Here is a 14,049-nt window from a genome sequence, read left to right as displayed (position 1 = left end):
TCTGAGTGTATCGGTTGCCTCACGAACACCCCGTCGTGCTGCCGCACGTATCGCACTTCATGCACGTGCCGTTCCGCACCAGCGTGAAGTTGCCGCACTCCGAGCACATCTCGCCTTCGTAGCCCTTGGCCTTGGCTTCGGCGCGGCGCTCCGCCTTGGACGGGGCGGCGGCTGCGGCGGTGCCGGGCTTGCTCCAGTTCAGGGCCTCGAGCTTCTCGGTCGGCGAGAGGTCGTGGCTGACTTCCTGCTTCAGGGCGACCGCGCCTTCGACGGTGTCGGAGGCGCCGCGCGAAGTTGCGCCGTGGGAGGCGAGCGCGGTGACGCGGTTGCCGGCGGGCGCGTTGTCGGCGCCCGGGCTCACCGCGGCCGAGCCGCCGCGCATGACGACGAGGTTGTCGGTGCGCGACCGGGTCAGGCCCTTCGACAGGTACTTGGTGGCCTGGTGCTGGGCGGGGGCCTCATCCGGCTCCTTGCCTTCCTCGACGCCCTTGCCGAGCGCGTCGAAGCCAGACTCGTTCGGATCGACATGGGCGAGATCGAAGCGCGCCATGTAGCTCACCGCGAGCTCGCGGAAGACATAGTCGAGGATCGAGGTCGCGTACTTGATGGAGTCGTTGCCCTGCACCGGACCCGCGGGCTCGAAGCGGGTGAAGGTGAAGGCGTCGACATATTCTTCCAGCGGCACGCCGTATTGCAGACCCAGGGACACTGCGATCGCAAAATTGTTGATGAAGGAGCGCAGCGCCGCGCCTTCCTTGTGCATGTCGATGAAGATCTCGCCGAGCCTTCCGTCGTCATATTCGCCGGTGCGCAGGTAGACCTTGTGGCCGCCGACCACCGCCTTCTGGGTGTAGCCCTTGCGGCGATCGGGCATCTTCTCGCGCTCGCGCATCACGACGATGCGCTCGACCAGCTTCTCGACGATCTTCTCCGAGACCTGGGCGGCACGCGCGGCCATCGGCTTCTCGTACAGCGCTTCCACCGCATCGTCCTCGTCCTCATCGTCGGCGATGAGCTGCGAGTTCAGCGGCTGCGACAGTTTTGAGCCGTCGCGGTACAGCGCGTTGGCCTTCAGCGCCAGCTTCCACGACAACAGATAGGCGGACTTGCAGTCCTCCACCGTGGCGTCGTTCGGCATGTTGATGGTCTTGGAGATCGCGCCCGAGATGAACGGCTGCGAGGCCGCCATCATCCGGATGTGGCTCTCGACCGAGAGGTAGCGTTTTCCAATTTTGCCGCAGGGATTGGCGCAATCGAACACCGCGTAATCGGTTGGCTTGAGGTGCGGAGCTCCCTCCACCGTCATCGCGCCGCAGATGTGCACGTTGGCGGCCTCGATCTCGCGCTTGCTGAATCCGACCGCCGAGAGCAGGTCGAAGCCGGGGGCTGCGATCGCTTCCGCGCCGATGCCGAGCTGGTCGCGGATGAAATCCTCGCCAAAGGTCCACTTGTTGAAGGCGAACTTGATGTCGAACGCGGTCGGCAGCGCCTTTTCCACCTTGGCAATGGCTTCATCGGTGAAGCCCTTTGCCTTGAGGGTGGAGGCGTTGATGCCCGGGGCGTTGGACAGCGAGCCGTGGCCGACGGCGTAGGCCTCGATCTCCGCGATCTCGCTCTCGCGATAGCCGAGCGCGCGTAGCGCGGAGGGCACCGCCTGGTTGATGATCTTGAAGTAGCCGCCGCCGGCTAGCTTCTTGAACTTCACCAGCGCAAAGTCGGGCTCGATGCCGGTGGTGTCACAATCCATCACGAGGCCGATGGTGCCGGTCGGCGCCACCACCGTGGTCTGGGCGTTGCGATAGCCGTTGACCTCGCCGAGCGCCAGCGCGTCGTCCCAGGCCAGCCTGGCATGGGTGACGATGTCGGCTTGCGGGCAGGAGGCGTGATCTAGCGGCACCGGGTTGACCGAGAGCGCCTCGTAACCGGCCGCATTGCCGTGGGCAGCGCGGCGGTGGTTGCGGATCACGCGCAGCATGTGCGCGGCGTTCTTCTTGTAGCCCGGGAAGGTGCCGAGCTCGGCCGCCATCTCGGCCGAAGTCTTGTAGGAGATGCCGGTCATCACAGCGGTCAGCGCGCCGCACAGCGAACGGCCTTCCTTGCTGTCATAGGGCAGGCCCATGGTCATCAAGAGGCCGCCGATGTTGGCGAAGCCGAGGCCGAGCGTGCGGAATTCGTAGGACAGCTCGGCGATCGCCTTCGACGGGAACTGGGCCATCATGACGGAGATTTCGAGCACGATGGTCCAGAGCCGGCACAGATGCTCGTAGGATTCGATGTCGAACCGCTTGGTGGTGGTGCTGTAGAACGTCAGCAGGTTGGCGGAAGCGAGGTTGCACGCCGTGTCGTCCAGGAACATGTATTCCGAGCACGGATTGGACGCGCGGATGTCGCCGGACGCCTTGCAGGTGTGCCAGTCGTTCATCGTGGTGTTGAAGTGCAGGCCGGGATCGGCGCTCGCCCAGGCGGCGTAACCGATCTTCTCCCAGAGGTCGCGGGCCTTCAGCGTCTTGGTCACCTTCTTGGTGGTGCGGCCGACCAGATTCCAGTCGCCGTCCGTTTCCACCGCGCGCAGAAAATCGTCCTTCAGCGACACCGAGTTGTTGGAGTTCTGGCCGGAGACGGTGAGATACGCCTCGGAATCCCAGTCGGTGTCGTAGGTGTCGAACGAGATGTCCTTGTAGCCTTGCTTGGCGAACTGGATGACGCGCTTGATGTAGTTGTCGGGCACCAGCGCGCGGCGCGCGAGCTTGATCTCGCGGCGGAGCGCAGGGTTCTTCTCGGGATCGAAGCAGTCGTCGCCGCTGCCTTCGCAGTTCACGCAGGCCTTCATCACGGCCTTGAGGTGCTTCTGGTTGATCTTGGAGCCGGTGACGAGAGCGGCGACCTTCTGCTCCTCCTTCACCTTCCAGTCGATATAAGTCTCGATATCGGGGTGATCGGCATCGACCACGACCATCTTGGCGGCGCGTCGCGTGGTGCCGCCCGACTTGATCGCGCCCGCGGCGCGGTCGCCGATCTTGAGGAAGCTCATCAGGCCGCTTGAGCGGCCGCCGCCGGACAGCTTCTCGCCTTCGCCGCGCAGGCTCGAGAAGTTGGAGCCGGTGCCGGAGCCATATTTGAACAGGCGCGCCTCGCGCACCCAGAGGTCCATGATGCCGCCCTCGTTGACGAGGTCGTCGCCGACGCCCTGGATGAAGCAGGCATGCGGCTGCGGATGCTCATAGGCCGACTTCGACTTGGTCAGCTTGCCGGTCTTCCAGTCGACGTAATAGTGGCCCTGGCCGGGACCATCGACGCCATAGGCCCAATGCAGCCCGGTGTTGAACCACTGCGGCGAGTTCGGCGCGACCATCTGTTTTGCGAGCTGGAAGCGGAGCTCGTCGAAGAAGGCGAGGGCGTCTTCTTCCGTGGAGAAGTAGCCGCCCTTCCAGCCCCAATAGGTCCAGCAGCCGGCGAGGCGATCGAACACCTGCTTGGCCGAGGTTTCGCCGACGATGCGCTCGTTCTCCGGCAGGAGGCCAAGCGCCTCGGTGTCGGGCACCGAACGCCACAGCCACGACGGCACGGTCTCTTCCTCGACCTTCTTCAGGCGCGCGGCAACGCCGGCCTTGCGGAAATACTTCTGCGCCAGCACGTCGGAGGCGACCTGCGACCAGAACTCCGGAACCTCGACGTTCTCGGCGCGGAACACGACCGAGCCGTCCGGATTGCGGATCTCTGATGTGGTCAGGCGGAAGTTGATCCCGGCATAGGGAGATTGTCCGCTGGTGGTGTTGCGTCGTTCGATTCGCATGGTCGAGCCCCGTCTCTTCTTCTGCCCGGCCCCACGTTTGTCCGCAGGTGCCGGAATGTTGTCTGTTCGCGGACTTAAGGGAACACGCGTCAGCACGCCTCCCGTCATCCGCAGCTCAGCCGGTGGATCCGGCCTGTTTTCTCTCATCCGCTGGGCACCGGTATGACCGGTCCTGCGGCGGCATCGTCCCGGCGCGGCGCCCGACTGGTCGGGTGCTCCGGGTCATGCATTCAACGCCCCAAAACGCTTCACGCGACACGTCACGCGTACGCTTCTTCCGGGCCGGTTACGGCCTCTGTTTCCGGGTCCTTCGCGGCCCGTTCTGTCGTCCCCGGACTCGAAAGACCTCGGGCCCAAAATCAGGGCAGAGAAGCCCTTCACCCGCGGCCCGAAGGCCTGGCGGAGTGGTCATTTTGGAACCCTTGTGGGAGCGACCGGCGGGGACCCAAACACACTCGCGCCGAACAGGTTGAAAGCTAGGCCATGTCCGTCACGCCCGTCAAGGACTAGTACGAGTTTCTGAATCAAACACTAAATATGGTGGAAAGAGGGGGATAACAGGGGTCGGTGCCGCGCCTGTGATCGGGCCAACTATCGGTGAGTCCTCAGGGATTCCCAAGCCAAAAAAATTCCTGTCGCCTGTGGATCGGAGCTTCGCCCCGCTGTTCACAGGCGAAGTTTTTATTCGCGGTCCCGGATTGAATTTTGGGGACTCACGTAGGCCTACGGGCAAAGTACGGATCAGGCATGTCAGAGCCGTGATGGTCGGGCGACAAAATCGCGGGCAAGGTGAGGCCGACTCACATCCCCGCCGGGTTCCATGACAGTCCAGAAGCCTTCCGCGCGGCCGCGCCTTGCGCCCGCCGGCCTGATGTTCCTCGCCATCACCTCAGTGGGTTGGGGGTTCAACTGGCCGTCCACCAAGTTCCTGCTCGGCGAGCTGCCGCCGCTGACCTTGCGCGGCACCACCGGGGTGATCGGCGCCGTGCTGCTCGCGGTGCTGGCGCTGATCCGTGCCCAGAGCCTGCATGTCGAGAAACGGCTGTGGCCGCGGCTCGTGCTGTATGCGGCGCTCAACGTCACCGGCTGGATGGTGCTGATGGGGCTGGCGCTGCTCTGGCTGCCGGCGAGCGAGGCGGCGCTGATCGCCTACACCATGCCGGTATGGGCCTCGCTGCTGGCCTGGCCGGTGCTCGGCGAACGGCCGACGCTGCTGCGGACCATCGCGCTGGTGATGGCCTTTGCAGGTCTCGCCGCGATCATGGGCGGCAGCGGCATCACCGCAAGCAAGGAGAAGCTGCCGGGAATCATCATGGCGCTCGGCGGCGCCTTCGGCTTTGCGCTCGGCACCGTGCTGGCCAAGAAATATCCGCTGGTGATGCCGCCGATCCCGGCCGCGGCCTGGCAGATCGGCCTCGGCTGCGTGCCGATCGCGATCGTCGGTCTCCTGATCGAGACCACGCATCTCGACCGCATCACGACGGTCGGCTGGTGGCTCTTGGTCTATTCGACGCTGATCCAGTTCTGCGTCGCCTATGTCGCCTGGTTCGCCGCGCTCGCGCGCCTGCCGGCCTCGGTCGCGGCGATCGGCACCATGGCGGTGCCTGTGATCGGCGTGGTGGCCTCCGCAATCGCATTGCACGAGCCGCTGGGGCCGAGCCAGATCGTCGCGCTGCTGTTCACCCTCGCCGGCGTCGCGCTCGCGACGAGGTAGCGATGGACTCCACCTCGCCCCGCTTGCGGGGAGAGGTCGGAACGCATCGTTAGATGCGTTCCGGGTGAGGGGAGTCTCCGCAGACGCAGCTAGCAGCGAATACGCGGAGACGGCCCCTCACCCCAACCCTCTCCCCGCAAGAGCGGGGCGAGGGAGCAAAGCGCCGTTGTGGTTGCTACCCGACCTCATCCATCGCGCTGGTCTAGCTCACATCACTCGCCGAGCGCCTGCTGCAGCATGCTGGCGAGCTGCGCCTTGCGGTAGGGTTTGGCCAGCAGCAGCACGCCCTCGTCGAGGCGGCCGTGATGCACGATCGCGTTCTCGGTGTAGCCCGAAGTGTAGAGCACCTTGATGCCGGGCCGCCGTTTTTGCACCTCGTCGGCGAGCTGGCGGCCGTTCATGCCGCCGGGCATGATCACGTCGGTGAACAGGAGGTCGAACTTCTCGCCCTTGTCGACCAGCGCCAGCGCGGCGCGGGCGTCGGGCACGGCGATGGTCTTGTAGCCGAGCGCGCCTAGCTGCGTGACGACGTAGTTGCGCACCAGCTGGTCGTCTTCCACCACCAGGATGACTTCGCTGCCGCGCCGCACCGGCTCCGGCGGGGGCGCCTCGACCTCGACCTGGCCGCGGGCAGGGGGCAGATAGAGCTTGATCGTGGTGCCGTGGCCTTCCTCGCTGTAGATCTTGATGTGTCCGCCGGACTGCTTGACGAAGCCGTAGACCATGCTCATGCCGAGGCCGGAGCCCTTGCCGACCTCCTTGGTGGTGAAGAACGGCTCGAACACCTTGTCCTGCACCGCGTGCGACATGCCGGTGCCGGTGTCGCTGACCGCGAGCAGCACGTAGCGGCCCGGCGTGATGTCGGGATTGACAGCCGCATAGGCGTCGTCGAGCACAATGTTGCTGGTCTCGAACAGCAGCTTGCCGCCGTTCGGCATCGCGTCGCGGGCGTTGATCGCCATGTTGAGCAGCGAGTTGGCGAGCTGCGACGGATCGATATGGACGCTGGCGACATCGGGCGCCAGCACCGAATTGATCTCGATCTGCTCGCCGAGCGTCGGCCGCAGCAGCTTGGCGATGTCGACCACGGTGCCGTTGATGTCGACGGTGCGCGGCTCCAGCGGCTGGCGGCGCGCGAAGGCGAGCAGATGCTGGATCAGCTCGCGGCAGCGCTCGGCGGCGCGGTCGATCAGCTCGGCGGTTTTCGCGAGCTGCGGCTGGGCGCGCAGGCTGTCGACCAGCGTCTCGGTGGTGCCGGTGATGACCGTCAGCATGTTGTTGAAGTCGTGCGCGACGCCGCCGGTCAGCTTGCCGATGGCGTCGAGCTTCTGTGCCTGCTGCAGCTTGTGCTCGGTTTCGCGCGAGGCGGTGATGTCGTGATAGATCAGCGCCGCGCCGGTGATGGTGTCGTCGCCATCGCGCAGCGGCCGGCCCGACACCACGAGGTGAATCTCCGGCGCGCCGCGCACCGGCTTGGCGACGAATTCCAGCCCGTCGAATTCCTCGCCGCGCAGCGTCCTGGCCGACGGCATGTCGTCGGCCTGCATCGGCGTGACGCCGTCGGACTGGAACACGTTGCTCATGGCGCGCAGCTGCCGGACCGTCATGCCCGGCTTGTAGCGCAGCATCTTCTCGGCGGCCGGGTTTGACAGCAGCACGGTGCCGGTGCTGTCGATCACCAGCACCGCCTCCGCCATGGTGCGGAAGGTGGTTTCCATCACCGAGGTGGAACGGCGGAGCTCTTCGAGCGCGGCGCCGAGATCCTTGGTGCGATCGGCGACCTTGCCCTCGAGCGACAGATTGGTCGCCTTGGTCGCGCTGAGCGCGCCCTGCAGTTCGCGGCTGGCGCGCCGGGCCGTCAGCGTCAGCGCGATCGCGAGCAGCAGGATCATCGCCACGCCGGCGAGATCGATCATCAGCAGCAGCCGTCCATTGGTCTTGGACTGGTCGGTGCGAATCCGGAGCAGGCGGCGCTCTTCGGTGACCAGGCGGTCGAGCGCCGCGCCGACCTTGTCGGTCAGCGCGCGGCTCTCGCCCGCGGAGATCAGCGCCGCGGCGCCGGCCGTGTCGCCCGCGCTGCGCAACCTGATCAGCTCGGCGCCGAGCGCAATGGCACGCTGGACCTCGACCCTGGTGCCCGTGATCAGCTGCGCCTCCTCGGGGGCCGACGTCACCGCGGCCATCAGATCGTCGAAGGCCGCGGTGAGGGCTGCGCTCTGCTCGCGAAACTCGTCGGCAAAGGACGCATCGCCGGTCAGCGCGAAACCGCGCGCCGCGCTCTCGACGCTGCGCGGCAGCTGACGCGCATCCGAAATGCGCTTGAGGATGCTGAGCGTGCGGTCGACCGAATCAATCTCGCTGCGCGACTTGACGTCCAATCCGATCGACGCCGCGCTGATGACGAGGAGGATCGCAAGGCCGCTGCCGAGAATGAGACGCTGGGAAGCCATCGACGATTAGTACGAGCAATTATTTCGAAAGACGAGCGGAAGGTGCATACTTCGCAAGACATTCGTTAACGGCGGCAATCAGCGCCTGCGGGGTGAACGGCTTGCGCAGGCAGGCGGACGCGCCGAGCTCGATCGTCATCCGCAGGAAGTCCGGCGCGCGGTCGGCATTGGCGAAGGCATAGCCCGACATCGCGATGACGGGAATTTCGGGGGCGCGCTCGTGGAAGACGCGGATCGCCTCGAACCCGCGCATATGCGGCATGAAGACGTCGACCAGCATGACGTCGAAGGTGGCCTGCTCGAGCGCGCGCATGCCGGCTTCACCGCCATCGGCGACGGTGACCTCGAAGCCCTGGCGTTGCAGACACACCTCGATGGCAACGCACACCATCGGGTCGTCATCAACCACGAGAACGCTCGGCACGATGCATCCTCTTTCTAACGGCCTCGCGTGCCGGCGACTCGCTTGGCCTGTTCGTCAATTAAGGCGGAACCTAGACGGAAAGTCTGTATCATAGAATGCATATGCTGTTTGCTGACAAGCAGATTTCCAGCTAGCCGTGACACATCACCTGTATTTGTCCATCCCCTTTACGACAGGTCCATGACTGCAGTTCCCGTCGCCGGCCGCGCCCCGCTGTCACCGCTTGGCCTCGCATTCCTGGTCGTTGCCTCGATCGGCTGGGGACTCAACTTCCCGATCATGAAGTTCCTGCTCACGGAGTGGCCGCCGCTGTCCGCGCGCGGGCTGTGCGGCGTGGTCGGCGCGGTTGCGCTCGGTCTGGTCGCGCTGATGCGGGGACAGACGCTGCGCGTGCCTGACGGCATGTGGTTGCGGCTCGCTCTGGTGTCGACGCTGTCGATCGGCGGCTGGGTCGCGTCCATGGGCCTCGCGCTGATCTGGCTGCGGGCCAGCGAGGCGGCTGTGCTCGGCATATCGATTCCGGTGTGGGTCGCGCTGGTGGCCTGGCCGGTGCTCGGCGAGCGCGTGTCGCTGCCGCGTGCGCTTGCGCTTGCGGTGGCGCTCGCCGGGATCGCGGCGCTGATCGGCGGCGGCGGCATCGACGCAAGCCTCGGCAAGCTGCCGGGGATTCTGTTCGCGCTCGCCGGCGCGCTCTGTGTCGGGCTCGGCACGGTGCTGACCAAATCGTTCAAGCTCGCGATGCCGCCGCTGTCGCTCGCGGCCTGGCAGCTTGCGATCGGCTGCGTGCCAATCGCGATCATCGGCATCATGATCGAGCAGCCGCAGCTCGCCGCGCTGTCGCAGTTCGGCTGGGCGTCGATGATCTACATGACGCTGATCCAGTTCTGCCTTTGCTATGTCTGCTGGTTTGCGGCGCTCGAGCGATTGCCGGCGGCGACCGCGTCGATCGGCACGCTGCTGGTCCCCGTCGTCGGCGTGCTCGCGGCAGCGGCGATGCTGCGCGAGCCGCTCAGCGCGAGCGATATCGCAGCGCTCGTGGTGACGTTCGCGGCCGTCGCGGTCGCCTTGCGCACATAAGACTTGCGTACATGAAAAAGGGCGGCGCTGGCGCCGCCCTTTTGCAATCAAGAATTCAGGCCTTCATTACGGGCAGGGATGCCGCCGGCCGTCATAGCCGAGATAGGTGCCCGAGGCAGGATCGTAGGACCTGTAGCGCTGCGCGCAGTAGCTGGCGCCGCCGCCACTCGGTACCTCCACGGCAACAGACGGTTCATCGTAATAGCCGTAGCTGTCGTCATAATAGCCGGGGCCGTAGCCATAGCCGGAGCCGTAATACGCGCCCGAGGCGAGGGCGCCGCCGACGACCGCACCGGCCACCGCGCCGGGCCAGAATCCGCCGCCACGATGATACCCGCCGTGCCAGCCGCCACCGCCGCGCCAACCGCCGCCGCCACCACCGGCCCAGTGACCACCGCCACCACCGCCGCCGTGCCAGCCGCCGCCACCACCGCCGCCCATGGCACCTCCGCCTCCGCGGCCGCCGCCAAAGCCGCCACCACCACCGCCGCCGCCGCCAACGTGGCCGCCGCCGCCGCCCATCGCACCCATCTGTGCGGCAGACTGGGCGAACGAAACGGTCGGCGACACAGCCAACGGCAGCGCAAGCGCCAGAGCCGCGGCGGTGCTCAGAACCTTCATATTGATCATTTTGGACTCCATCAAAACGGTGAATGTCTAACCATCTCTGTGGTCGGACGTTCCCGTGCTCCACATTGATTGTGGGTCATCTTCGCGTAGCCGGCGGCTCATGTATGGCAGCTGAACAAAACTCCTCGTGAGCGCGTCATTTGGTCGCCAAATGGGTGCATAAACCGGGGGCTGTCCGAGGGGTGCGGGGCTACCTTGGCGGCGGCTGGACATTTGGGGAATGAGGTGGCATCAGAGCCGCATAGTCTCGAACCGACGACCGGCCACGCATGAAACAATTCCTGCTGAAATTCTTCACCTGGTGGAATGGCCAGACCTTTGGCACGCAATTGTGGACCTCGCGATTCGGCGAACTGGTCGGCGAGGACGAGCAGGGCAACCGCTATTACCGCACCAAGGGCGGTGAGATCGATCCGACCCTGCATTTCGAGCGTCGCTGGGTGGTCTACAACGGTTACGCCGAAGCCTCCCGCATTCCGGCCGGCTGGCACGGCTGGCTGCATCACACCGTCGATGTGCCGCCGACCGAGGAGGGCTACCAGGCGCGCGAATGGGAGAAGCCGCATCTGCCGAACCTGACCGGCACCGCACAGGCTTACCGCCCGTCCGGCTCGACGCTGGCGAGCGGCCGCCGCCCCAAGGCGACCGGCGACTATCACGCCTGGACGCCGGGAAGCTGACTTTCACGCATTGTTGTTCTGACGTGCACGTGCGTAACAACGCGCGTGCATCGCACACGCCCGGCAGCGCAAACGCGCGCCTGTGAACAACGGTAACAGCGGGGACAGATCGGCCGCAGCCGATGCTGTCCGCTTGCGCCGGGCGCGGGTTCGCGGCTCAATAGGGCCATCTTACGGAGATGGGAAACCATCGCGTCGGATCGGGCTCCAGATCGCGACTGTCCCGATATGCAGCGGCCTCCGAGTTGGATGCGGCCGGGAGATAGGCCCCCGGTACAGACGTCCTGAAATCGCCCGCAAATGTGAGGCTACCGTGAGACAGGAAGGGCCGCTCGGGAAACCGGGCGGCCTTTTTCTTTGCGGCGATCAGGTCAGGACAGCCGTGCCGCGGCACGGCCCATCAAGTCGGCGCGGCGCGCCTGCGACGGCGCGATCCGCTCTTTCATGAAAGCGAGAATCTCGGCCGGTGCGGTATCCGGCGAGCCCGCGTTGAACGGCGGGGCCGGGTTGTATTCGAGCCTGAGCTGGATCGCTTCCGCGGTCTTGCGGTCGACGAGCTCCGACACCAGCGTCAGCGCGAAGTCGATGCCCGCGGTGACGCCGCCGCCGGTGAAGCGATTGCGGTCGACGCAGACGCGCGTCCTGGTCGGAATGGCCCCGAAGCCCGACAGGAAATCAATCGAGCTCCAATGCGTGGTCGCGCGATAGCCCTTGAGCAGGCCGGCCGCGCCGAGCACCAGCGATCCCGTGCAGACCGACGTGACGTATTTCGCACCCTCGGCCTGCTTGCGGAGGAAGGCCAGCATCTCCTCGTCGCCGACCATGTCGTCGGTGCCGAAGCCGCCGGGCACGCAGATCACGTCGAGCTGCGGGCAATCGGCAAAGGTCGTGGTCGGCGTCAGGACCATGACGGAATCGGTCGGAACGGGTTCGATGCGTTTCCAGATCAGATGCACCTTGGCGCCGGGGACCGAGGAGAACACCTGCAGCGGACCGGTCAGGTCGAGCTGGGTCACCTTCGGGAAGACGAGCAATCCAATCTGCAGGGGTTCGGTCATCGGGGGCTCCAAATAGCGCTTGACGGAACCACGATGTCATGATGGCCTCTCGTCCAAAATGGCGTATTTCCCTCATTTTCGGACGCAGGTCTCCTGAAGCAAGGCTCCCGAGAGAGGATCGCCAAGAAAGTAACGTCACCTGCGAGGATTTGGCGATGATCGGCATCCTGATCTTTCCCGACTTCCAGCTGCTCGACGCGGCCGGGCCGATCGCGGCCTTCGAGATCGCGGCGCGCTTCGCCAACAACGCGCCGGCGATCAGGACGCTTGCGGTGAAGGCTGGACCGGTGCGCTCTTCGTCCGGTGTGGAGATGCTCGCGCGCGGCCTCAAGCCAGCGACGGCGATCACGACGCTGATCATTGCGGGCGGCAACGGCGTACGCACGCCGGCGACCTGTCCAGCCACGCTGTCATTCGTGCGGCGGATGGCGGGCCGCGGCATTCGCGTCGCCAGCGTCTGCTCGGGCGCTTATGTGCTGGCCGAGGCGGGCCTGCTCGACGGCCGCCGCGCCACCACGCACTGGCAGCGCACGCCGCATTTCGTGAAGACCTATCCGAAGATCAAGCTCGAGCCGGACCAGATCTTCGTTCGCGACGGCAATATCTGGAGTTCGGCCGGCATCACCGCCGGCATCGACCTCGCGCTCGCGATGATCACCGAGGACTATGGCGACGAGGTCGCGCAGAACACCGCGCGGCAACTGGTGCTGTATCATCGGCGCAGCGGCGGGCAGTCGCAGTTTTCCTCGCTGCTGGAATTGAAGACGCCGAACGGCCGGTTCGGGCCGCTGCTCGCCTGGGCACGCGAGCATCTCGATGCGCCGCTGACGGTCGAGGATCTCGCCGACAAGGCCGGGATGAGTTCGCGGCATTTCACCCGCGCCTTCATCGCGGAGACCGGCACGACGCCATCGAAAGCGGTCGAGCGGCTCAGGATCGAAGTCGCGCGGCAGCGCGTGCAATCGTCGGGCGAGGCGATCGAGCGCGTCGCCGAGATCACCGGCTTCCGCGATCCCGAGCGGATGCGCCGCGCCTTCATCCGCGCCTTCGGCCAGCCGCCGCAATCGTTGCGGCGTGCGGCGCGGGCCGGGTAGGGCGCGTTTGGGACAAGCTCGTTGTCCGATTTCACCCGATCCATCTCGTCTTTGCAGTGATGAACCTGGCGAGGGTTCCCGTGACCCACGTTAAGTGGGCATTGGGGACCCGAGGAGGTTCTAATGACAAAGCATCGAACGATTACCGGGTTCGTGGCTGTCGCCCTGCTGGCTGTCACCGCGACCGCCGCGACCATCAAGTCGCACGCGCCCCGGACCGACGGCATTGCCGTCGCCGGCACGGACTCGCTCCCGGCCAAGGATTTCAGCGACCGCTGGTCCGCGATATCCGATTTGCCTCCGGCGACGGACATGACCGGGCGTGCCGCTGACGCGCGCTGAGGTCATGGACAAAGGTCCGGCCCGTTCGAGCACGCGACCCGTGCCGAGATCACGCGTCTCGCAACAAAAAATGCCCCGCCGAAGCGGGGCAAGATGTTGAACGACTTAGTCTTGAGCGACTTGGTCTTGAATAGAACTAACGGTTCCGCCGCGCCGGAATAGCGCAGTCATTCACCAATACAGGATCAGCCCACGATCGCAGAGATCCACGGATGCTCTGACCACGAACCGTGCTTCAACCGAAAGATCACTGGCCCAATGTATCGGTTGCGATCTTCTTCTTGAGTGCTTCGCAGGTATCCCTGACCTCCGCGGTCATCAACGAGACGGCTTCGATCTGCAGGAAGAAGCGCTTGCCCTGATCGCGGTAACCGGCAGCGAACTCCTTGATCTCGGCGATCATGTCATGAACGCCTGCGACCATGACCTCGCAGTTCTTCGCGGCCAATTGCAGTTCCGATCCAAGGGCCTCGATCTCTTTCACTGCCGCTTCGTATTCGCGCACGACCGCCTCGGCCGACAGCTTGCCCACCTCGTTGACGCCGTTGCGATGCTCGACATAGTCCGGCATCGGCGAGAGGGGCCGGATGTTGCTGCGTGGTCGATGCGAAGTCACCGTGTTGATTTCGTCCTCCATCTGCTCCGACGGAGCGCGGGCGAGGACTTCTGCACTAACACTCATGCGAACTCTCCATAACTTGTTACGGCGAATGGAGTTTAGCAATGTCAACGGAATTGTCTCGATTTTCCACAGTTTTGAGGCAAGCGCAATTGTGCGCTGCAGCAT

General features: G+C 65.3%; 11 protein-coding genes. 5 read left to right on the top strand and 6 right to left on the bottom strand.

What is annotated here, in order from left to right; genetic code table 11:
- Positions 1 to 19 precede the first annotated feature (19 nt).
- Positions 20 to 3,793, bottom strand: a complete 3,774-nt coding sequence (locus tag QA635_RS23735) for a vitamin B12-dependent ribonucleotide reductase (protein WP_283061735.1) — start codon at positions 3,791 to 3,793, stop codon at positions 20 to 22.
- 820 nt (positions 3,794 to 4,613) lie between these two features.
- Here QA635_RS23735 and QA635_RS23730 point away from each other — a divergent pair.
- Positions 4,614 to 5,507 (top strand): DMT family transporter, encoded by an 894-nt coding sequence (locus tag QA635_RS23730; RefSeq protein WP_283061733.1) that lies wholly within the window; start codon positions 4,614 to 4,616, stop codon positions 5,505 to 5,507.
- Positions 5,508 to 5,719: 212 nt separating this feature from the next.
- On the opposite strand, the gene QA635_RS23725 is transcribed toward QA635_RS23730, so the two are convergent.
- Complete coding sequence (locus QA635_RS23725; protein WP_283061732.1) at positions 5,720 to 7,957, bottom strand: CHASE3 domain-containing protein; 2,238 nt, start codon at positions 7,955 to 7,957, stop codon at positions 5,720 to 5,722.
- Between the two features lie 19 nt (positions 7,958 to 7,976).
- Entirely contained in the window at positions 7,977 to 8,381 is a 405-nt protein-coding gene (locus tag QA635_RS23720; protein ID WP_028332273.1) for a response regulator, read from the bottom strand.
- Positions 8,382 to 8,561: 180 nt separating this feature from the next.
- Between QA635_RS23720 and QA635_RS23715 the strand changes: the two genes are divergently transcribed.
- Complete coding sequence (locus QA635_RS23715; protein WP_225163069.1) at positions 8,562 to 9,458, top strand: DMT family transporter; 897 nt, start codon at positions 8,562 to 8,564, stop codon at positions 9,456 to 9,458.
- Between the two features lie 66 nt (positions 9,459 to 9,524).
- Here QA635_RS23715 and QA635_RS23710 read toward each other — a convergent pair whose 3' ends face one another.
- Entirely contained in the window at positions 9,525 to 10,088 is a 564-nt protein-coding gene (locus QA635_RS23710) for a BA14K family protein (RefSeq protein WP_283061729.1), read from the bottom strand.
- Between the two features lie 269 nt (positions 10,089 to 10,357).
- On the opposite strand from QA635_RS23710, the gene QA635_RS23705 reads away from it, so the two are divergent.
- Positions 10,358 to 10,768, top strand: a complete 411-nt coding sequence (locus QA635_RS23705; RefSeq protein ID WP_225162506.1) for an NADH:ubiquinone oxidoreductase subunit NDUFA12 — start codon at positions 10,358 to 10,360, stop codon at positions 10,766 to 10,768.
- A gap of 371 nt (positions 10,769 to 11,139) precedes the next feature.
- Here QA635_RS23705 and QA635_RS23700 read toward each other — a convergent pair whose 3' ends face one another.
- Positions 11,140 to 11,826 carry a DJ-1/PfpI family protein gene (locus QA635_RS23700; protein WP_076832220.1) on the bottom strand — a complete coding sequence of 229 codons (687 nt, stop codon included), beginning with the start codon at positions 11,824 to 11,826 and terminating at the stop codon, positions 11,140 to 11,142.
- Between the two features lie 155 nt (positions 11,827 to 11,981).
- On the opposite strand from QA635_RS23700, the gene QA635_RS23695 reads away from it, so the two are divergent.
- Together QA635_RS23695 and QA635_RS23690 are read left to right on the top strand one after the other, a co-directional pair.
- Positions 11,982 to 12,920: a GlxA family transcriptional regulator gene (locus tag QA635_RS23695; RefSeq protein ID WP_016844521.1), complete on the top strand. Its 939-nt coding sequence runs from the start codon at positions 11,982 to 11,984 to the stop codon at positions 12,918 to 12,920.
- Between the two features lie 123 nt (positions 12,921 to 13,043).
- On the top strand, positions 13,044 to 13,262 hold the full coding sequence (locus tag QA635_RS23690) for a hypothetical protein (RefSeq protein WP_016844520.1): 219 nt from the start codon (positions 13,044 to 13,046) through the stop codon (positions 13,260 to 13,262).
- Between the two features lie 247 nt (positions 13,263 to 13,509).
- On the opposite strand, the gene QA635_RS23685 is transcribed toward QA635_RS23690, so the two are convergent.
- Positions 13,510 to 14,049, bottom strand: a complete 540-nt coding sequence (locus tag QA635_RS23685; RefSeq protein ID WP_225162509.1) for a hypothetical protein — start codon at positions 14,047 to 14,049, stop codon at positions 13,510 to 13,512.

The sequence above is a fragment of the Bradyrhizobium brasilense genome, assembly GCF_029714345.1.
Taxonomy (GTDB): domain Bacteria; phylum Pseudomonadota; class Alphaproteobacteria; order Rhizobiales; family Xanthobacteraceae; genus Bradyrhizobium; species Bradyrhizobium australafricanum.
The sequence above is the reverse complement of the archived record's forward strand: the minus strand, read 5'-3'. Positions and strand labels throughout refer to the sequence as shown.